17 protein-coding genes are annotated in these 19,732 nt (G+C 73.1%); 13 read left to right on the top strand and 4 right to left on the bottom strand.

Going from position 1 to position 19,732, the window contains the following annotated elements; all coding sequences use genetic code 11:
- Positions 1–20: 20 nt before the first annotated feature.
- A complete protein-coding gene (locus tag AB0316_RS00525) occupies positions 21–377 on the top strand; it encodes a transcription initiation protein (protein WP_366269529.1) in 357 nt (118 codons plus the stop codon).
- Between the two features lie 84 nt (positions 378–461).
- A complete protein-coding gene (locus AB0316_RS00520; RefSeq protein ID WP_366269528.1) occupies positions 462–665 on the top strand; it encodes a hypothetical protein in 204 nt (67 codons plus the stop codon).
- Between the two features lie 9 nt (positions 666–674).
- On the opposite strand, the gene AB0316_RS00515 is transcribed toward AB0316_RS00520, so the two are convergent.
- The gene (locus AB0316_RS00515; RefSeq protein ID WP_366269527.1) at positions 675–1,037 is read right to left on the bottom strand and encodes a cupin domain-containing protein; all 363 of its coding nucleotides are present in this window, start codon (positions 1,035–1,037) and stop codon (positions 675–677) included.
- A 127-nt stretch (positions 1,038–1,164) separates the two neighbouring features.
- On the opposite strand from AB0316_RS00515, the gene AB0316_RS00510 reads away from it, so the two are divergent.
- From AB0316_RS00510 to AB0316_RS00500, 3 genes are all read left to right on the top strand, one after another.
- Positions 1,165–1,944: an HNH endonuclease family protein gene (locus tag AB0316_RS00510; protein WP_366269525.1), complete on the top strand. Its 780-nt coding sequence runs from the start codon at positions 1,165–1,167 to the stop codon at positions 1,942–1,944.
- Between the two features lie 233 nt (positions 1,945–2,177).
- Positions 2,178–3,371, top strand: coding sequence for a hypothetical protein (locus AB0316_RS00505; protein ID WP_366269524.1), 1,194 nt, complete (start codon positions 2,178–2,180; stop codon positions 3,369–3,371).
- Positions 3,372–3,471: 100 nt separating this feature from the next.
- Entirely contained in the window at positions 3,472–3,681 is a 210-nt protein-coding gene (locus AB0316_RS00500) for a PLDc N-terminal domain-containing protein (RefSeq protein WP_366269523.1), read from the top strand.
- A 98-nt stretch (positions 3,682–3,779) separates the two neighbouring features.
- On the opposite strand, the gene AB0316_RS00495 is transcribed toward AB0316_RS00500, so the two are convergent.
- Positions 3,780–5,192, bottom strand: coding sequence for an alanine--tRNA ligase-related protein (locus AB0316_RS00495; protein ID WP_366269522.1), 1,413 nt, complete (start codon positions 5,190–5,192; stop codon positions 3,780–3,782).
- 77 nt (positions 5,193–5,269) lie between these two features.
- Here AB0316_RS00495 and AB0316_RS00490 point away from each other — a divergent pair, with 77 nt between their 5' ends.
- The 7 genes from AB0316_RS00490 to AB0316_RS00460 all read left to right on the top strand — a co-directional run bounded on the left by AB0316_RS00490 (position 5,270) and on the right by AB0316_RS00460 (position 10,662).
- On the top strand, positions 5,270–6,289 hold the full coding sequence (locus tag AB0316_RS00490; protein WP_366269520.1) for a YdcF family protein: 1,020 nt from the start codon (positions 5,270–5,272) through the stop codon (positions 6,287–6,289).
- A 26-nt stretch (positions 6,290–6,315) separates the two neighbouring features.
- Positions 6,316–6,915 carry a sulfite oxidase-like oxidoreductase gene (locus AB0316_RS00485; RefSeq protein ID WP_366269519.1) on the top strand — a complete coding sequence of 200 codons (600 nt, stop codon included), beginning with the start codon at positions 6,316–6,318 and terminating at the stop codon, positions 6,913–6,915.
- Between the two features lie 62 nt (positions 6,916–6,977).
- Positions 6,978–7,667: a ferredoxin reductase gene (locus AB0316_RS00480; protein ID WP_366269517.1), complete on the top strand. Its 690-nt coding sequence runs from the start codon at positions 6,978–6,980 to the stop codon at positions 7,665–7,667.
- A 10-nt stretch (positions 7,668–7,677) separates the two neighbouring features.
- Positions 7,678–8,016 carry a DUF6510 family protein gene (locus AB0316_RS00475; RefSeq protein ID WP_366269516.1) on the top strand — a complete coding sequence of 113 codons (339 nt, stop codon included), beginning with the start codon at positions 7,678–7,680 and terminating at the stop codon, positions 8,014–8,016.
- A gap of 51 nt (positions 8,017–8,067) precedes the next feature.
- Positions 8,068–8,646, top strand: a complete 579-nt coding sequence (locus AB0316_RS00470; protein ID WP_366269515.1) for a sigma-70 family RNA polymerase sigma factor — start codon at positions 8,068–8,070, stop codon at positions 8,644–8,646.
- Positions 8,643–9,584 carry a hypothetical protein gene (locus tag AB0316_RS00465; protein ID WP_366269513.1) on the top strand — a complete coding sequence of 314 codons (942 nt, stop codon included), beginning with the start codon at positions 8,643–8,645 and terminating at the stop codon, positions 9,582–9,584. The genes AB0316_RS00470 and AB0316_RS00465 overlap by 4 nt, the downstream gene beginning before the upstream one ends.
- Before the next feature lie 376 nt (positions 9,585–9,960).
- Positions 9,961–10,662, top strand: a complete 702-nt coding sequence (locus AB0316_RS00460; protein ID WP_366269512.1) for a hypothetical protein — start codon at positions 9,961–9,963, stop codon at positions 10,660–10,662.
- 89 nt (positions 10,663–10,751) lie between these two features.
- Here the strand turns inward: AB0316_RS00460 and AB0316_RS00455 are convergent, their stop codons facing one another.
- Positions 10,752–16,289 carry a carboxyl transferase domain-containing protein gene (locus tag AB0316_RS00455; protein ID WP_366269510.1) on the bottom strand — a complete coding sequence of 1,846 codons (5,538 nt, stop codon included), beginning with the start codon at positions 16,287–16,289 and terminating at the stop codon, positions 10,752–10,754.
- 121 nt (positions 16,290–16,410) lie between these two features.
- Between AB0316_RS00455 and AB0316_RS00450 the strand changes: the two genes are divergently transcribed.
- Entirely contained in the window at positions 16,411–18,999 is a 2,589-nt protein-coding gene (locus AB0316_RS00450) for a helix-turn-helix domain-containing protein (RefSeq protein ID WP_366269509.1), read from the top strand.
- Here the strand turns inward: AB0316_RS00450 and AB0316_RS00445 are convergent.
- Positions 18,977–19,654: a hemerythrin domain-containing protein gene (locus AB0316_RS00445; RefSeq protein ID WP_366269507.1), complete on the bottom strand. Its 678-nt coding sequence runs from the start codon at positions 19,652–19,654 to the stop codon at positions 18,977–18,979. The genes AB0316_RS00450 and AB0316_RS00445 overlap by 23 nt on opposite strands.
- Positions 19,655–19,732 lie beyond the last annotated feature (78 nt).

The following is a 19,732-nucleotide window of genomic DNA, read 5'->3' as shown; positions in this document are numbered from 1 at the left end:
CGTTCTCGAAAGGAACCGCCGTGCCGCACTACGTCGTCCTGTTCCCCGCCGACAACGAGCCCGAGTGGGAGGCCGCCACCGAGGCCGAACGCCAGGTCACCTTCGACACCGACTTCGAGTTCGGTCAGCGGCTCGCCGCACGCGGTGGGAAGGTCACCGGTGGTGCCGGGCTCACGGACAGCAAGCACGCCCGGACCCTCCGCCCCGGAGCCGACTCCGACGCGCTGGTCACGGAGGGCCCGTTCCGGCCGGGAGCGGAGCAGCTGACGGGCTTCTTTCTCGTCACCTGTGACGACTACGACGCCCTGGTCGAGGCGGCAGAGGTGCTCGTCAAGGTCCACCCCGTCGTCGAGATCCGTCCGGTCAACGAGTTCTAGGAGCCGCGCCTGGGCGATGCCGCGCTCCGGGCGCTGCCGGCGCACGGGAGTCCTGAGTGGGGTGCCTCGGGGTACGACCACGGCATGACCGTCAACCCGCAGGACCCCACCGAGGACCCCACCGAGGACCGCGTCGAGACACGCGCCGAGCTGCTGCCCGAGGAGCGTGCGGCCGGCAGCGACGACCCCGAGGCCCAGGCGGAGGCGATCCTCGGCGAGTCCGACGAGCGCACCGAGCACCCGGAGCGGACCCGACACGAGTCGACGCAGACGCCGGACCGCGACTGACGCGTCCGCTCAGATCGGCTCGACGCGCGCGGTCAGCTCGCCGCCGGCGTTCCCGGTGTTGACGACGCCGGCCGGCTCGAGCAGCAGCGCCTTGACCTCGACGTCGGCGCGGGGGCAGTGCTCCACGCCGCGGGGCACGACGAAGAGCTGACCGGGTTCGAGGGTGACGTCCCGGTCGCGCAGCTGGATCGTGAGCGTGCCCTCGATGACGAGGAAGAGCTCGTCGGTCTCCTCGTGGGAGTGCCAGACGAACTCGCCCTGGACCTTCACGAGCTTGACCTCGTAGTCGTTGAGCCGGGCCACCAGCTTCGGCGACCAGTGCTCGCGAAAGAGGTCGAACTTCTCGCCCAGGTCGACGACGTCGGTGCTCATGGGCCCCAGTCTGCCAAGCCACACCGCGGTCGCTAGCGTGTCCTCCCGGACAGCGCCTGGTGGAACGACGAGACGTCACGGCTGAGGACGCTCCCGACCCCTCGGCCGCCCCCGGAAGGCAGACCCCGTGCAAGCTCACCGTGCCGTCGCGCTCGCGGCCGCCGCAACGGCCCTCGTCGCCACCCTCGTCGGCGGCTGCGGCCTTCCGTCGTCGTCGCCCGGTGCGCGTGCCGGCCACGGTGCCACGCGGGTCGACCCGACCACATCAACCGGGACGGGCGCTCCGGCGGCGGGCGGTGTGCCACCGGCGTCGTGGAACGTGAGCCCGGCGCAGGTGCGTGAGGCGTCGGCGGCCCTTGCCCGGCTCCCGGTGAAGGGCCGCGCCGCCAAGACCGGCTATGCCCGCAGTGCCTTCGGGGCGTCGTGGACCGACGACGTCGACGTCGCCGGCGGCCACAACGGGTGCGACACCCGCAACGACGTGCTGCGACGCGACCTCACCGCCATCCGCGTCAAGCCGGGCACCCACGGCTGCGTCGTCCTGTCCGGGGCTCTCGCGGACCCCTACACCGGCCGCACCCTGGCCTTCGTGCGTGGCAGGTCCACCTCCTCCCAGGTGCAGATCGACCACGTCGTCGCCCTCGGCGACGCCTGGGTCACCGGCGCCCAGCAGCTGTCGGCCGACCGGCGGGTGGCGCTCGCCAACGACCCGCTCGAGCTGCTGGCGGTCGACGGCCGGGCCAACAGCGCCAAGCGCGACGCCGACGCGGCGAGCTGGCTGCCCCCGAACAAGGCGTTCCGCTGCGCCTACGTCGCCCGCCAGGTCGCCGTCAAGGCGCGCTACGGACTGTGGGTCACCCCTGCCGAGCGGGCGGTCATCTCCCGGGTCCTCGGCACCTGCGGCTAGGAGGCTTCATGGAATTCTCACCGTTCGCTGCGCGAAATCCCAGTCTCGGGGAGAAATGGTCGCTTTCGCGAGAAAGTCCTGAAAGGTCGTTAAAGATCCTCTAAGCATATTTCTGTCCTCATTGACACGGTTCTGCGGCCGGGCGAGCGTGTGCTCGGCGCCCGCGAACCACGTGCGGGCGCAGCGCGGCCCACCCGAGCCGAGCGCACCTGTGTCCTAAGGGGATCAAGAACGTGAGAAGAGCTCTACCACTGCGCCGCCGCTTCGTGGCGGTGCTGGCCGTCAGCGCTGCCGGCCTGCTGACCAGCCTCAGCCTGACGGCGACGAGCGCCTCGGCGCACGCGCCGACGTCCGCACCGAGCGGCTGCGCCAGCGCCGGCGCCTCGAAGGTCGGCCGCATCGGCGGCATCGACCACGCGGTGTCGGCGAGCACCGGCTGCGCGGCAGGCCACTCGAGCATGGTCAACGTGGCCAGCGACCCCGCCGTGGGCCAGCCGCCGCTGATCTACCACGGTGGCCCGGTGATGGCGACCCGGTCGACCGGCCCCCTCGTCGTCACCCCGATCTTCTGGACGCCCCGTGGGCACACCATGGACATCGCGTACGGCGGCATCATCGACCGCTACCTCAAGGACGTGGCCGAGGCCAGCGGCGCGCGCACGAACGTCTTCTCGACACTGAACGAGTACTTCGGCAGCAACGGCAAGGCGCGTTATGCAGTCGACGTGCGCCAGCCGGTGATCGACACCCACGCGCTCCCGGCCGACGGCTGCCAGGTCGCGAGCACCGACGCGAGCGGGATCTACGCCGACGGCTCCGGCTACGACGCCTGCATCGACGACGCGCAGGTGATCGCCGAGACCGAGCAGATCGTGACGACCCGGCACCTGCCGCGGGACTACGGCCACATCTATGTGACGTTCCTGCCCAAGCATGTCGAGTCCTGCTTCGCTCCGGGGTCGACGACGGACGGCGCGACGAACGCGTGCACGATCAACAACCAGCCGACGGCGGCCTTCTGCGCGTACCACAGCCAGGACTCGAACGGCATGGTCTACGCGAACATGCCCTTCCCGGTCTACCACTCCGGCACGCACTACACGTGCGGCAGCGAGGCCCGCGGCCACAAGGTGATCGAGACGCCCAACGGCAACCCCGACGCCGACACCGAGGTCAGCCCCACCAGCCACGAGATCATGGAGGCCGCGACCGACCCCGACGTGAGCACCGGCTGGTACGACGCGGCCGGCTTCGAGAACGGCGACGAGTGCGCCTACACGTACGGCACGATGCAGGGCACCCCCGGGCAGCTCTGGAACCAGGTCATCAACGGGCGTCACTACCTGACCCAGGAGGAGTTCAGCAACATCGACTTCGCCAAGACGGGCGGCGGCTGCCTCCAGGGCACGATCGACGAGCAGCCCTGACCGGCTGACGGACTGACCGACCGACTGAACACGCTCGAGAAGAAGGCGCCCCGGCGACTGCCGGGGCGCCTCCTGCGTGCACCGGAGGGATCATGGAGCCATGCGGACCCCGCCGACATCCATGCTGGTCACCATCGGGGTGTTCCTTGCCTTCTGGGCGTACTGCCTCTACGACTTCGCGCGCACCGACGAGCGCGACATGCGCGGCTTCACCCGGCCTGTGTGGCTCGTGGTGCTGGTCTTCGGCAGCGTGGCCGGCGGGCTGCTGTGGCTCCTGGCCGGACGGCCGCAACACTCAACGCGGCGCTGAGCCTGAGCGGGCTGGCGGAAGGGCCGGTCCCCACCCGACTGCCAAGCCGTGAGGGAGGGTTTGGTGTGGCAGTCGATTCCGGCCCTCCCGGCCTCAGACTACGGGACGGGGCCCGTCGCCCGAGGCGAGATCGCAGACCTCGACCGCGCCCGTTGTGCCGCCATGTGGTCGTCGAACTCTCGCCGCCACTCGGGGCTGACCGCGATCCCGTCCCCGACCGCCACCTCCGTGGAGAGCTCGACCGGGAAGCCGTAGGTGTCGTAGAGCACGAAGAGGTCGGCGCCGGTCACCACCGTGCCCCGGTGGCTCTCCAGCCGCTGGAGGCCGCGGCGCAGCGTCCGGCGGAAGACGTCCTCCTCCCGCGAGAGCACCGCGACGACCTGGTCCGCGGCTGCCGCCACCTCGGGGTAGGCCCGCCCGTACATGCTCGCGACGGTCGGCACGACGTGCGGGAAGAAGCTCTCCTCGATGCCGAGGTCCAGGGCGAAGCGCACCGCGCGCCGGACCAGCCGCCGCAGCACGTAGCCCTGCGCCTTGTTGCTCGGCCGCACCCCGTCCACGGCCAGGAACGTCGCGCCGCGCAGGTGGTCGGCGATCACACGCATCGCGAGCCGCTCCTGCTCGTACGTGCGTCCCGACAGCTCCTGCAGCCGCTCGACCACGGGCCACAGCAGGCTGATCCGGAAGACGTCGGAGGTGTCGAGCGCCGCGGCCGCGATCCGCTCCAGGCCCCCGCCGTAGTCGACGTTGCGTCGCGGCAGCGGCTCGAAGCCGGTCTCGGTGCGGCGGTACTCCATGAAGACCGAGTTGCCGAGCTCGATGAACCGGCCGCAGTCGCAGTTCTGGTGGCAGTGCACGCCGTACGCCGGGTCGTGCTCGACGTGCGGGAAGAGGTAGAAGACCTCGGTGTCGGGCCCGCCCGGCTCGCCGACCGGCATACGGTCGCCGGTGCCCTCGCGGCACCACCAGTTCTTCTCGCCGTAGAAGGCGATCCGCGCACCGCCGGTGCCGACCCGGGACGCGCGCTCCTCGCTGCCCACCTCGACCTGGTCGGCGTCGATCCCCGACTGCGCGAACAGCTGCGTCCAGATCCGCGCCGACTCCTCGTCCTTGGGTATGCCGTGTGCCTCGTCCCCGACGAAGCACGACACGTAGAGCCGGGCGGGGTCCAGGCCGACCGTCTCGGTGAGGAACGCCCAGAACTGCGGCAGCTGCTCGTCCTTGAAGTAGTCGCCGAGGCTCCAGCTGCCGAGCATCTCGAAGAAGGTGGTGTGCCGGTTGTCGCCGACCTCCTCGATGTCCTGCACGCGCAGGCAGGTCTGGCTGTCGACGAGCCGCCGCCCGTCCGGGTGGTCCTCGCCGAGCAGGTAGGGGAGCAGCGGCTGCATCCCGCTGCCGGTGAAGAGGGTGGTCGGGTCGTCCTCGGGGACCAGGGAGGCGCGCGGCACCACCGTGTGGCCACGGGCGGCCAGGTGGTCGAGGAACGCGCTGCGGATCTGGTCGGCATCCATGCATCGATTCGACACCCCGACGCCGAGGACCACCAGCCGGTTTCGTGGCGTTCGAGCCGGCAGGGCATGCTCGTCGCATGCTCCCGCTCGCCGCACTCGTCCTCGCCGCGGCGTTCCTCGTCCTCCACCTGAGGGCCGGTCGGGTCGAGCCCAGACGGTGGCGGGTCGGGGTCCACCTCCTCGGGGCGCTCTGGGCGGCCGTGGCCGGTCTCGGGTTAGCGGTCGAGAACTGGACGGGCGTCCCCGACGACCGACTCGTGCCGCTCCTCCTGCTGCCCTGGCTCGGGGCGGTGCTGCTCGGGCTGCTGCTCGTCGGCTACGGCAGCCGCGTGCTCCGGCCTGCCGAGCGCAGCCGGGTGGCCCTGGTCTCGCTCGTGGTGGGGCTCGCCGTGCTCGCGGCAACCGCGGCCGGCATCCCGCTCTACCTCTCGGGTTCGGGCCTGCCGGCGGTGGTGGCGGTCGTCGTGCTGCTGCTCCCGGGCTATGCGGGCCTGGCGCTGCTCGCGTACGGGCTCTACTGCCTCACCTACCTGCGCCGGTGCCCACGCGAATCGCCCGCCGCCGTGGTGGTGCTCGGCTCCGGACTCGTCGACGGCACCGTGCCACGCCTGCTCGCCCACCGGCTCGACGCCGGCGCCGCCGCCTGGCGCGAGGAGCGCGGGCGCGGGCACGACCCGCTCCTCGTCCCGACCGGCGGCCAGGGCGAGGACGAGCCGATGTCCGAGGGACTGGCCATGACGGCATACCTCGTTGCGCACGGCGTGCCGCCGGAGTGCGTCGCCACGGAGGACCGCGCCACCACGACCGACGAGAACCTCCTGCTCTCGCGGGAGATCCTGCGGGCCCGGGGGGTCGCCGACCGGCACCTGCGCGTCGTGACGAGCAACTTCCACGTCGGCCGCGCCGCCCTGCTCAGCCGGCGGCTCGGCATCGACGCCGATGTCACCGGCGCCCCGACGGCGTGGGACTTCCTGCCCGGCGCGTTCCTGCGCGAGTACGTCGCCGCGCTGACGCTCCGCCCCCGCACGAACCTCACCGGCCTGACCGTGTGGGCCGCCTCGACCGCCGCCCTCGCCTTTGCCGTCATGGCCCCCTGAGCGCGGGAGCCGTACAGTGACTCGTCATGGACTTCGTCACGCGAGGTTTCGAGGGCCGGCGCAGGAGCAGTGACGAGCGGCTGCCGCCCGGGCAGTACCTCACCGGTGACTTCCCGGTCCTGTCGGCAGGGCCGACCCCGCTCATCGACCACGACGAGTACGAGCTGTGGGTCGCCACCGAGGACGGCACCCGCCACACCTGGTCGTGGGAGGAGCTCATGGCGCTGCCTGCCGAGTCGGTGACCACCGACATCCACTGCGTGACGAGCTGGTCCAAGCTCGACACCGAGTGGCGCGGGGTTTCCCTCGACACCCTCCTTGCCGACGTCGAGACGGGCGCCGACTTCGCGATGGTGCACAGCTACGGCGGCTACACGACCAACCTGCCGCTCCAGGACCTGCTCGACGGGCAGGCGTGGGTGGCCTTCGGCTACGACGGCGACGACCTTCCCGCCGAGCACGGGGGGCCCGCAAGGCTACTCGTCCCCCACCTCTACTTCTGGAAGTCCGCGAAATGGGTCCGCGGCATCGAGCTCATGCTCGAGGACTCGCCCGGCTTCTGGGAGGCGCTCGGCTACCACGACTACGGCGACCCATGGCGCGAGCAGCGGTACCAGGGGGACTGAGCGCCCGGCGCGCCTGGCGCGAGGCCACGCTCGTCGCCCGCCGCCCTGAGAGTCTGTCGGCCGTGACCCTCGTCCTCGGGGTCGACGGCTGGCCCGGCCACCTCCCGGGACAGCACGTGGACGTCCGGCTCACTGCCGCGGACGGCTACACCGCGACCCGCAGCTACTCCCTCGCCGCACCGCAGGACGGCGACCGGATCGAGCTGACCGTCCAGCGCGTGCCCGACGGGGAGGTCTCGCCCTTCCTCGCCGACGGCCTCGCGGTCGGGGACACCGTCCGGCTGCGCGGCCCGGTGGGCGGCTGGTTCGTCTGGCGGCCGGCGCAACCCGAGCCGGTGCTCCTGGTCGCCGGGGGCTCCGGGGTCGTCCCGCTGATGGCGATGCTGCGCGCCCGGGCGGCGGTCGGTGGCCCGCCCTTCCGGCTCGTCTACTCGGTCCGGAGCGCCGAGGACGTGCTCTACCGTGAGCGGCTCACGGCGCTCGCCGCTGTGCCCGGGATCGACGTGCGGCTCGTGCACACCCGCAAGGCCCCCGAGGGTGAGGATCGCCCGGCCGGCCGGCTGGGCGCCGAGGACCTGGGCGCGCCGTCCGGGGAGGGCGCCGACAGGTCCCCGGTGCCGCTCGTCGAGGAGCCCACCTGCTACGTCTGCGGACCGACCGGCTTCGTCGAAGCCGCCGCGAACCTGCTCGTCGACCTGGGCCACGCACCCGACCGCATCCGCACGGAGAGATTCGGGCCCAGCGGCCCGTGAGGAGGCAGCCATGACTCATCAGCCGCAGGTCCCGACGGGCTCTGGCCGGCCGGCCGACTGGGACGGCAACCTGATGGCCGGCCCGCTCTCGGAGCTCTTTGCCCTCGACCTCATGACGGCCGTCGTGCGCTGCCGCGGTTGCGGGGCCGCCAACGAGGTGGCCCGGCTCCGGGTCTACGGTCCGCAACCGGGCCTCGTCGGACGCTGCCCCGGCTGCGACGACGTGCTGCTCCGAGTGGTCCGGACCCGCGACGAGATCTGGCTCGACCTCGGCGGAGCCGCCTCCCTACGGGTCCCGGCGCCCGTTCCCGAGGCGCCGACCTCGGGGGCATCCTCCCGACCAACCTGACATCCGGCCGAAACCCGGACACGACGCCGATCCCGAGCCCACACTGGAGCCGTGATCGGCCAGGAGTTCGAGACGCTCCTGGCCGACGCGCGCGACGGCAACGAGGCGGCGTTCGCGCGCCTGTGGCGCGACCTCAACCCGGCGCTGTTGCGCTACCTCGCCCTGGGAGAGCAGGCGCCTGAGGAGGTGGCCGCCGAGACGTGGCTGGTCGTCGTCAAAGGGCTTCGCACGTTCACGGGCGACGAGATGGCCTGGCGGGCATGGGTCTTCACCACCGCCCGTCGTCGTGCCATCGACGCGGCGCGCAAGCGCGCGCGCGAGTCGCGTTTCGCCCGGCGCGGCACGACCTGGGTCGCCCCGGTGGTGCCCGACTGTGCCGAGGAGGTCGAGCAGCTGCTCACCACGGCCGAGGCGATCGCGCTGGTGCGGCGCCTGCCGCCACTGCAGGCCGAGGTGGTGCTGCTTCGCGTGGTCGCGGAGCTCTCCGTCGAGGAGGTGGCCGGCCTGGTCGGGCGCTCTCCGGGTGCGGTCCGCGTCGCCGGCCATCGCGGCCTCAAGACGCTGGCGGCAATGGTCGGTGGGACGGGTGTAACGCAACGGACATTTCGGACGCTTAGGGAGGTGACATGAGCAGACAACCGGCAGAGCCGTCGCCGGCCGACCAGGCCGAGATCGCCCCGCTCCTGACGGCGCTGACAGCGCCGCCGACCGCTTCGGAGCTGGACGGGATCGCGCCGACGTTGGTGGCCCTGCGCACGGCTCAGGTCACGTCCGATCCATCATCAGCACCCCGACGGAGACCATCCATGATCATGACCCTCGCAGGCGCCAAGCTCGGCGCCACCATCGCCGGCATCGCCGTAGGACTCGGCGGCACCGCCACGGTCGTCTACGAAGCAACGGACGTCCCGCTGTCGAGCACGCACGCCACCGCGATCCCGACCACGTCGGCCAGCCGTGACGCAGCAGACCCGACCGAGACGGAGACCGCGGACCCGACCGAGACCGAGACCGAGACCGCGGACCCGACCGAGACGGCCACCGAGACGGAGACCCCCGACGCCTCCGAGACTCCGGACGCCACCGAGACGGCCACCGAGACCGAGACCCCCGACGCCACCGACACTCCTGGTGCGCCCGAGACCCCTGACGCGACCGCGACCGCCGTCGGTCCCGATGCGACCGGTCCCGCCGCCCACGGCCTCTGCACCGCATGGAAGCACCTGACGAGCCACGGCACCGGACACGGCAAGGCCTTGGACTCCATCGCCTTCACCAACCTCGCCAAGGCCGCGGGAGGGGCCGACAAGGTCGCGGCGTACTGCGCGACGGTGCCGGCTCCGGGCGGCTCCGCCCACCACGCGACCGGCAAGCCCTCCTCGGCCGGTCACAAGCCGTCGACCGCACAGACCGGGCGGCCGCAGACCGCCCCGGCGGGCAGGCCCACGGCCGTGCCCACCCACACGTCGCACGGCACGTCGCACGGCGGGTCGCACGACTCGCACGGGGGTTCGCACGGCTCGCACGGCGGCTCGCACGGCGGCTCGCACGGCACCGGTCGTCACTGACCCCACCGGGTGCCCGGACGTCTGCCGACGAAGGGCAGCGAACGAGGGCGTATGCCGCCGGGTCCGCCGGCGGCATACGCCCGCTTCGTCGCCGGCGGTGTAACGCCTGCCGGAGCTGCAGCGCTTCGGGGATGACATGGGAACGAACCGGCGGGACGAGAGCAGCCGAGGACGCGGTCACGCCGCCCTCGGGTCCACTCGTCGCACCCACCGGGGCGAGCCGGGGAGCGACCCGATGCGCGACCCCTCCCTCGCCCCGGTGGTCGCGGCGCTACGGGCCGCACCGACTCGGCGGGAGCTCGACGGGGCGGGACCCCCTCTCGCCGCGTTCCGCGCCCACGTCGTCGAGCGGCGGACGGCAGCGAGGAGGCGGACGATGATCGCGACAGCCCTGGGCGCCAAGCTGGGCGCCACCCTCGGTGGAGTGGCGGCCGGGCTCGCCGGAGTCACCACGGTGGTGCTCGTGTCGACCCACGTGGCGGGCAGCCCGCCGGCGGCCCACGGCATCCCCGGCCCGGGGCAGGCGCGCCCGGCGGCGGTCGGCGCGACCACCCCCGGCACCACGCCACACCCGTCGGCGACGGCGCAGGGCCCCGATGCGAACGGGCCGGCGAAGCACGGGCTGTGCACGGCCTGGAAGGCCAGGACGAAGCACGGCAACCAGTCGGCCGGGGCCGAGCACTCGGTCGCCTACCAGAACCTCGTCAAGGCAGCCGGCGGCGCCGACCGGCTCGCGGCCTTCTGCGCCGACGTCGCCACACCGGGAGCGTCCGGCGACAAGGGCCGGCACGGCGTCGGCAAGCCCTCCGGCAAGGGCACCGGCAAGCGGACCGACAAGTCGGCCAAGCCGGGCAAGCCGGGGAACTCCAAGGCCGGGGAGCCGACGGGCACGCGGGGTGGCGACTCGAGTGCGGAGCCACGTGAGACCGAGAGCGGGCAGCCGGACGGCGCGGGCACCGAGGACTCGTCACCGACGCCAGGCACGGCCCGGACCGGTGCCACCCCGCACAGCCGGACCGGAACCCCGGTTCCGCCCGGGGCCACCCCGAGCTTCCCGAGCCCGACGACCATCCCCTGAGCCACCACCCTGATCCACCACCCATATCCACCACCCAGGGGGCGTATGCCGCGGGCCCGGCCCGGCGGCATACGCCCTCTCGTGTGGGCTCAGTCGGAGGTCAGGCCCTCCTCGAGGGCGGCGATGATGCGCGGGCGCATTTCGTGCGGGTCGATGACGGCGTCGACCGAGCCGACCGAGACGGCGCGGTGGATGCTGTGCACGGTGTCGAACTCCGAGGCGACCTGGCCGAGCTTCTCGGCACGCACCGACGTTCGGAGATCGGCGAGCTCCGTTGCGAGGCGGGCGCGCTCGACACCGGAGGCTGCGGTGAGGCGTGCCTCGAGCTCGGTGATGCGGGGGTCGGAGGCGGTGCGGGCGTCGACGTCGCGGGCGAAGACGACAGCCGCCGCCGGGGCGCCACCGAGCACCGACGCGAACGAGCCTTCGATGGCCAGCACGGTCATGCGCGGGTTGAGCGTCTTGGAGAAGACGACGAACGCGCCGCCGTGGTAGCGGGAGACGACGGTGAAGACGATCGGGCCGTCGAAGTTGACGATGGCCCGGCCGATCTCGGCGCCGTACTCGAGCTGCAGGCTGCGCATCGACTCCGGTGAGCCGTCGAAGCCCGACAGGTTGGCCAGCACCACGACGGGTCGGTTGCCGCTGGCGGCGTTGATGGCGCGCGCCACCTTCTTGCTCGACCGGGGGAAGAGCGTGCCGGCCGTGTAGGTGTCGGGGCCGTCGGTGGGCGGGAAGCCCCGGCGCGGCACCGACTTCGACTCGATCCCGATGAGGCACACGGGGATCCCGCCGAGGTGCGCGTCCTGGACGACGGCCGTCTCGGCGTCGGCCATGCCGGCCCAGCGCTCGAGCGGCTCGTGGTCCTGGTCGGAGACCGCGCGCATCACGGTGCGGATGTCGAAGGGCTTCTTGCGGTCCGGGTTGGTCGCCGGGCTGAAGATGTCGCCGACCGTCGTGAAGCCGGACTCGGGCAGGTCGTGCGGGTAGGGGGTGACGTCGCGGTCGACCGGGTCGGTCGTCGACACGCGCCGCGGCCCGGACTCGCCCGGGCTGACGTAGGCGTGGTCGTAGTGCGCCATGAGGATGTCGCGGGCGCCGGCGAGGTCCTTGGCCCAGTACTGCGCCTGGCCGTTGGGACCCATGACGCGGTCGTAGCCGCCGATGCCGAAGTTGTCCTCGGCGCTGACGCCACCGGAGAAGTCGAGCGACTGCTTGCCGGTGAGGACCATGGCGCTGTCCGGCGTCATGACGAGGATGCCCTTGGTGTGCATGAGCATCGTCGCCTCGGCGTTCCAGTAGGGCTGGGCGCCGACGTTGATGCCGGCGACGACGATGTTGATCTCGCCGCCCGCCTGGGTGAACTCGATGATCCGCTTGAGCGCGCGGGCCACCCAGTCCATGTTCTCGGTGCCGGAGTCCATCGAGATGCGGGCGCCGGCGGAGAGGGAGTACCACTCGACCGGGACCCGCATCGACTCGGCGAGGTCGATGGCGGCGATGATGCGCGCGCACTCGGCCTCGGCGACCGAGCCGAGCGAGCGGAGCGGGTCGCCGGAGAGCACGACGCGGGTCACACCCTCGGGGTGGCGGACGGTCGGGGAGCTGACGACGGCCACGATGATCCCGGCCTTGTTGAGGCCGACCGGGCGATCGACCGGGACGAGGGCGCCGGTGTCGTCGAGGTCGTGCTCGACGACCGTCCCACCGTCACCGGCGATCATCGACTGCAGCTCGTAGGGGTAGACGAGGCCGCGGCGGCGGGCGCGGACCACCTTGGAGGCGTAGTCGTCGAGCGGCTTGAGCGGCTCGGTGGCCGGTGCCCCGAGGGTGCCGGTGACGCCGGACCCGGGCTGGAAGTAGAAGCGGCCCGCCATCGGCTGCGGCGCCTCTCCGGGGGCGCCGGCGACGGTCGCCTGGATGAGGACCTCCTCGATGCCGGCTCCGGCCGTCACGGGGGCGATCTTCGACTGCAGCGCCGTCAGCTGCCCGGGGTCGGCGTCGATGGTCGGCCAGATCTGCACCCACACGTGGTTCATGTCGAGGCGCGAACCCTTGGCGCCGCGGCTCGTGCGGACTCGGCGGATCGCCTCGAGGCAGTTGGTGATGGCGCGCTCGACGTGCGGCAGCCCGGTCACCTGGCCGGACTCGTCGCGGACGACGACGATCTGGCGCACCTGGGCCAGCGCCACGAGGCGGCGGTCGTCGGGGTTGTCCTTGGCGACGCACTCGTAGAGCAGCACGTCCTCGGGGGCGTCGAGCCGTGTCACGTCGAAGGCGGTGAGGCGCCACAGGTTGAGGCGGCGCCCCACCATCGGGTGCACGCCGCGGACGAGGCGGTCCTCCACGAGCCGGCCCTCGACGGGACGGAAGGTGAAGTAGTCGACGGCACGCCCGTGCCCGGCGCTCACGGCGACGGCCACGCGGCGTACGTCCTGGGCGAAGGGCAGGCGCTGGAGGCGCTCGGCCAGCTGGTTGCTGGCCTCGTCGGGCGACTCCGGCTCGTCGGCCCAGCGCAGGTAGAGGTCGACGACCGACTGGTGGCCCTCCGGACGCGCCCACACGTCGTTGGAGATCGCGGCGTCGAGGGCACTGTCGGGCGCGAGCTCGTCGACGCCACCGATGGTCGACGTGAGGTGCGTCGGGCGGTCGTCGAGGGTGTACTCGGCGGTGGCGAAGGGCCGGCCGCCCTCGGTGAAGGTGTGCAGGCCGTGCAGCTCGTGCTCGCGGTAGTGCCGCTTGATGAGCACCTCGAGCATCGGCTCGTGCTCGGGGAGGGCAGAGCTGCCGCCGTCGTGCAGCCGCTCGGCGAGGAAGCGCACGATCTGCTCGGGGATCGCCGCCAGCTCGTCGATGCGGGCCGTGTGGTCCGGCGAGTCCGGCTCTGCGGCAAGGACGGCCAGCTTGTCGCGGACTCCGGAGAGGACGCTCGCGCGCTCCTCGTCGACGAGCGGCTGGTCGAACCAGCGGAAGCGGACGCTGCGGGCCAGGTCGCCGATGACCGGGAAGCGCAGCTGGGTCGCCACGACGAGGCGGTCGAGGGCCTCGCGGACGGCGACGTCGAGCGGCGGCTCGGGGATCGGCTCGCCGAGCCAGCGCTGCAGGATCGAGGCGGCCAGGTGGACCTCGGGGGCCGACCGCTGCTGCGCGAGGAAGATGCGGAAGACCGCCTCCTCGAGGTCGGGGGTGCGCTCGAAGTCGGGCACGCCGTAGTGGCGCAGGACGCGGGCGAGCTTGTCGCGGAAGTCCGCCGGGAGGCCGGCGCGTTCGACGTCGAGGCTCTGCAGGTAGGAGTGGAAGTGCTCGCGCGGGCTGTGGACGCGCAGCTCGGTGTGCCTCTCCTCGGCAGCCGGCCGGTTGCGGCTCAGCTCCGCGACGTCGGTCACGAGCTCGAGCAGGGCGATCTCCTCGGGCAGCGGGAGCGTCCCCGTGGCGGCCAGGTCCTCACGGGCCGCGAGGTAGTCGCCGAGCGTGCGGCTGTCGCCGTTGGGCTCGACGTCGAAGCCGAGGACGCTCGCGGAGAGGTCCTCGATGCCGCGGTCGACGCGCTCGCGCGCGCTGGCCTGCCCGGCGCTCGAGTCGGGAAGGTCGAGGTCGATGTCGGTACCGCCGGTCTCGGCCACCTCCGCCTCGTCACCGGTCGGCTCGAGCCGCACGAGCGGCGCGCCCGTCTCGACCTGGCTGCCGACCGAGACGAGCAGCTCACGGACGCGGGCGTTGAACGGCGCCGGCAGCACCGTCTCCATCTTCATCGACTCGAGGACGAGCACCGGCGCACCGGCGGCGACCTCGTCGCCGGGCTGCAGCGGCGTGGCGACGACGAGCGCGGGCGCGGGGGAGCGCACGACGCCGCCCTCGTCGCGGGTGACGCGGTGCGTGACGCCGTCGACCTCGACGAGGTGCACGGGGCCGTGGGTGGCGGTGACGAGGCGGTGCGCGCGTCCCTCTACGACGATGCGGCCGGCATACTCGTCGATCCGGTCGAGCGTGGCGTCGACGACGTGCTCGGCGCCACCGTTGGCGATGGAGACGCGGTAGCGGTGCGAGGCGGTGCGCAGCACCATGACCTTGTGTGCCGTCCCGCGCAGCTTGAGGTCGATGGCGCGGCCGACCGCGTGCTGGACCTGCGGGCGGCCGCCGCGGGCGGACTCGAGCAGGCGGACGCGCTCGATCGCCTCGGCGTCCTCGTAGGCCTCGATGCCGGCGGCGACCAGGGCGATGCCGGAGTGGCGGTGCGTGACGAGGCGCCCCTCGGCGCGCACGCGGTCGATCCAGCCCGTGTCGGCCGAGCCGTCGATGACCTCCGGCTGGTCGAGCAGCTCGAGGATGAAGCTCTTGTTGGTGGCGCCGCCGTCGATGACGACGGTCGTCTCGGACATGGCGCGGCGCAGTCGGGCAAGGGCCTCGTCGCGGTCGCGGCCGTAGGCGATGATCTTGGCGATCATCGAGTCGAAGTCCGCGGGGATCGAGTCGCCTTCTCCCACACCGGTGTCCACCCGAATGCCGGGGCCGGCGGGGAAGTCGAGCAGGCTGATGCGGCCGGGGCTCGGGGCGAAGTCGCGGTCGGGGTCCTCGGCGTTGAGGCGGGCCTCGACGGCGTGGCCGCGCTGGGTGGGGCGGCCCTGCGGCAGGTCGTCGAGCCGGCCACCGTTGGCGACGTAGATCTGCAGCTTGACGAGGTCGGTGTCGGTGACCGCCTCGGTGATCGGGTGCTCCACCTGCAGGCGGGTGTTGACCTCGAGGAAGGCGAAGAACCTCTCGCCCGGGTGGTAGAGGAACTCGACCGTGCCGGCGCCGGCGTAGCCGACCGCCACGGCGAGCCGCTCGGCGCTGGCGCGCACCTCGTCAGCCTGCTCGGTGGTCAGGACCGGGGAGGAGGACTCCTCGATGACCTTCTGGTTGCGGCGCTGCACCGAGCAGTCGCGCACGCCGACGGCCCAAGCGGTGCCGTGGGTGTCGGCGATGACCTGCACCTCGATGTGGCGGGCGCCGGTGACGAGCTTCTCGAGGAAGACGACGCCGGAGCCGAAGGCCCGCAGCGCCTCGTCGCGGGTGCGCTCGTAGGCGTCGGTGAGGTCGGCGTCGGAGTCGACCCGGCGGATGCCGCGGCCGCCACCGCCGGCGGTCGCCTTGAGCATCAAGGGGTAGCCGATGCGCGCGGCTGCGGCCTTGGCGTCCTCGAGCGTGTCGACGCCGCCGCGGCTCCACGGTGCGACCGGGACGCCGACCTCCTCGGCGATCAGCTTGCTGCCGATCTTGTCGCCGAGCTTGGTCATCGCCTCGGCGCTCGGGCCGATGAAGGTGACGCCGATGCGGTCGCACAGCTCGGCGAACGCCGGGTGCTCGGCGACGAAGCCCCAGCCGACCCACGCCGCGTCGGCGCCCGTCTCGAGCAGCGCGCGCTCGAGGACGGCGTAGTCGAGGTAGGGACGTGCCGATGCCGGCCCGAGGTCGTATGCGTGGTCGGACTCCCGGACGAACATCGCCCGCCGCTCACCCTCGGTGTGCAGGGCGATCGTCTCGATGCGGTGACCGTCCGGTCCTGCCGCCGCGTTGAGGTCCCGCACCGCGTGGATGAGCCGCATGGCGGCCTCGCCGCGGTTCACGATGGCGATGCGAGAGATCATCGGGGCTCCTGTCGACGAGGGGTGGTGTCACCCGCAGCCTTCCACGCCGCCGAGGTGACCGGCGAGTAGACAGGCCAGCGGTTCAGCCTTGGGAGGCCGGCCAGCACGCTACCGTCGGCTCGTGGTGGGGACCTCGTCCGTCGGCGCCTTCGGTGCGCGGCTCCGCGCCCTGCGCGAGGCGAGGTCACTGACGCAGGAGGAGCTGGGGGCGCTCTCCGGCCTCAGCGTCAAGGCCATCGGTGCCCTCGAGCGCGGCGAGCGGCAGCGTCCGCACCCGCACACCGTCCGGGCCCTGGCCGACGCGCTCCTCCTGGCCGACGCGGAGCGGGCGGCGCTCGTCGCCTCCGTGCCCCCGCGCCGAGGTGGGTCACCCGGCACCGACGAGCCGGAGCCGGAGCGCGGGCTCGAGGGCCGTTCAGACCCAACGGGTGGAGGTTCCGCCGCGTCAGGGGTGGCGGAGTCCGGGCTGGCGGCGTCGGGGCTGGCGCCGCTTTTCGGCCGCGACGAGGACCTCGCGCGTCTCGCGGACCTGCTGACCACGCACCGCGCCCGGCTCGTGACCCTGACCGGGCCGGGCGGCGTCGGCAAGACGCGCCTCGCGCAGGAGATCTCGGCGCGCGCCCGCGACGCCTTCCCCGCCGGCCTACGCCTGCTCGACCTCTCGGCCGTCCGCGAGCCGGACGAGGTCCTGCCCCAGGTCGCTGCGGCGCTGGGCGTGGTCGAGGAACCGACCGGGACCGTGCACGTCGTCGAGCGGATCGCGGCCCACCTCGCTGATCGCCAGGTGCTGCTCGTCCTCGACAACCTCGAGCAGGTGGTCGCCTGCGGGCCGCGCCTGGCCGAGCTCCTCGCACACGCGCCGGGGCTCACGGTGCTCGCCACGAGCCGCGCACCGCTGCGGGTGCGCGCCGAGCACGAGGTGCCGGTGGCGCCGCTGGCGCTGCCTCCCACCGACGGTTGCCTCGACCGTGGGCTCGACGGGGCGCTTGACGGTGACCCCGACGACGGGTCCGATGCCATGACCGCTGTTGCCGCGTCGCCCGCCGTCGCGATGTTCCTCGACCGCGCCTTGGCGGCGGGAGGTCAGGTGCATGCCGGCGCAGCCTCGGCCGCGACCCTGGCTGCCATCGCGCGACGCCTCGACGGGCTCCCACTCGCGATCGAGCTGGCCGCGGCCGCGGCGCGCGTCCTGCCGCCCCAGGCGCTGCTGTCACGGCTGCAGGCGGGCGCCGCCGACGTGGGCGTGGCGGGCCCGCGAGACCTGCCCAATCGGCAGCGCAGCATCGCGGCCGTGCTCGACGGCAGCGTCGGCCTGCTCGAGCCCCGCCAGCGCGACCTCTTCCTACGGGCGGCCGTCTTCTCCGGCGGCTTCTCGCTCGACTGGCTCGCAGCCGTGGAGCGCGCGGTCGAGCATGCGGTGCCGCCGGGGGAGCTACCGCCGGTGGAGCCGTCGCTCACCGGCGACGCCGACGACGTGCTGCCCCGCGTCGCCGCTCTCGTCGAGCAGGCGCTCGTGCTGCCGGTGCCCTCGCCCGACGGCGTGCCCCGCTTCCGGCTCCTCGAGCCGGTGCGGCAGTACGCGATCACGCATGCGCACAGTGCGGGCCTGGCGCTCCCGGCCGCCGACGCCCACGCCGCACGCGCCCGTGAGCTGGCGCTGGACGCGCACCGGCGACTGTGGTCGGCCGGCATCGGACCGGTGCTCGACCGCGTCGAGGCCGAGCGGGGCAACCTGAGGTCGGGCCTGCTCCGGCTCCTCGAGCTCGGTCGGGTGTCTGACGCCGCCGACCTCGTCGGAGGCCTGTGGCCCTACTTCGCCATCCGCGGGCGGGTGCGCGAGGGGCACGAGTGGCTCCAGCGCGTGCACGGCACCGGCACTGCGACGGCCGTGGCGTGGGCGGCGGTCGGCCGGATGGGCCTGATGCTCGTCGTCGGCGATGTCCGAGGCCTGCGCCTACTCAGTGACCCGGCGATCCGGCTGTCGGACCGGGCCGGAGACACCCACCTCGTCGTGGAGGCCGCCCTGCTCGGCGGGCTCGGTGCGCTGTTCGCCGGCGACCTCGCGGCCGGGGAGCGGCTCCTGGCCGTGGCCGAGGCCAGGGCGGAGGTGCTGGGCGCCGGCGAGGCCGGCGGGCCCGACCCGCGGTCCTGGGCGAGGCTGCACGTGCAGGTGGGGCGCGGACAGGCGCTCCTGCTCGGGGGCGACGCCGAGGCTGCGAGCCGACTGCTCGAGGATGCCGTCACGGAGGCGAGGGCGCTGGGCAACGAGTTCGGCCTGGCCACCTCGCTCAACACCCTCGCCACGGCGCGCCAGGTCGCCGGCGACGACGCCACGGCCGCGGCCCTGCTCGGCGAGTCCCTCGCCGTGTCGTTCCCGCTGCGGCTCGGCTGGACGCTCGGCTACGCGGTTCCCGAGCTCGCCGGGGTGGTCGCGCGGTCGGGTCGCCCGGCGGCCGCGGCATACCTCTTCGGCGCAGCGGCGACGCTCGGTGACACGACCGCGGTGGACCCCCACTACCCGCCGTCGCGCGCCAGCGCGAACGCCGGGCTCGACGTCGCGCGGGCGCAGCTGGGCTCGGACGAGTTCACCGCCGCGTGGGACGCCGGACGGACGGCGACGCAGGAGGAGGTGGCCGGCTTCGCCGCCGAGGTCGTCGCCGACCTCGCAGCCCCGGGCGGGACACGCCTCAGCCCTCGCGGACGAGGGTGACGAGGCGTCGGTACTGCCTCGCCCCGACGGTGCGCACGAAGACGCGGGCCGGCAGGGGGAGCTTGCCGAGCATCGCCCGACGCTCCTCGGGCGAGCACTCCTCGAGGATCGCCCCGAAGAGCAGCGGCAGCTGCGCGCGGGTCATCGCCTCCGTCCCGTGCTGCCCGAGGCTGTCCCACTCGGCGACGGTGACGTAGCGAAGGCACAGCGGCAGGATCTCGCGCTCCTCGAGGTCGAGGTGCTCGGCGAGGTCGACGGCGAACCGGTCGAGGACGTCGGCCAGCTCGACGCTGCGCGCACGGGTCGGTGCCGACTGCCAGGCCGGCAGCAGGTGCGCGACGCGCTCGAGGTGGTCCTCGATCACGTGGTGCTGAGCCTGCATCGTCTCGACGAGACCGGTGGACGGCGCGGCTCGTTCGAGCAGGGCCGGCCAGAGGACGGCGTCCTCACCGGTGTGGTGCATCTCGAGGCCGGAGAGGACGAGGCGCAGCACCTTCGCGAGGGTCGCGGCCCGCTCCACGTCGCCGTCGGCGACCTCGCGGACGAGTGCGGGCAGCAGGCGCGTCTCGCGCCGGAAGGCTCGGTGGACGATGACCATCTCGTGGACCCAGGGTCGGTCGGTGGTCGGTGTGGTGCTGTAGGTCGTGGTGCTCACGGTGGTGCCTTTCGACGAGGAATGGTGGTCCCGTCCAGCGTCGGCCGGCCGCGGGCGCGGTCCCAGCCACAGCGGGCC

This window comes from Terrabacter sp. NPDC080008 (genome assembly GCF_040702505.1).
Classification (GTDB): domain Bacteria; phylum Actinomycetota; class Actinomycetes; order Actinomycetales; family Dermatophilaceae; genus Terrabacter.
The sequence above is the reverse complement of the archived record's forward strand: the minus strand, read 5'-3'. Positions and strand labels throughout refer to the sequence as shown.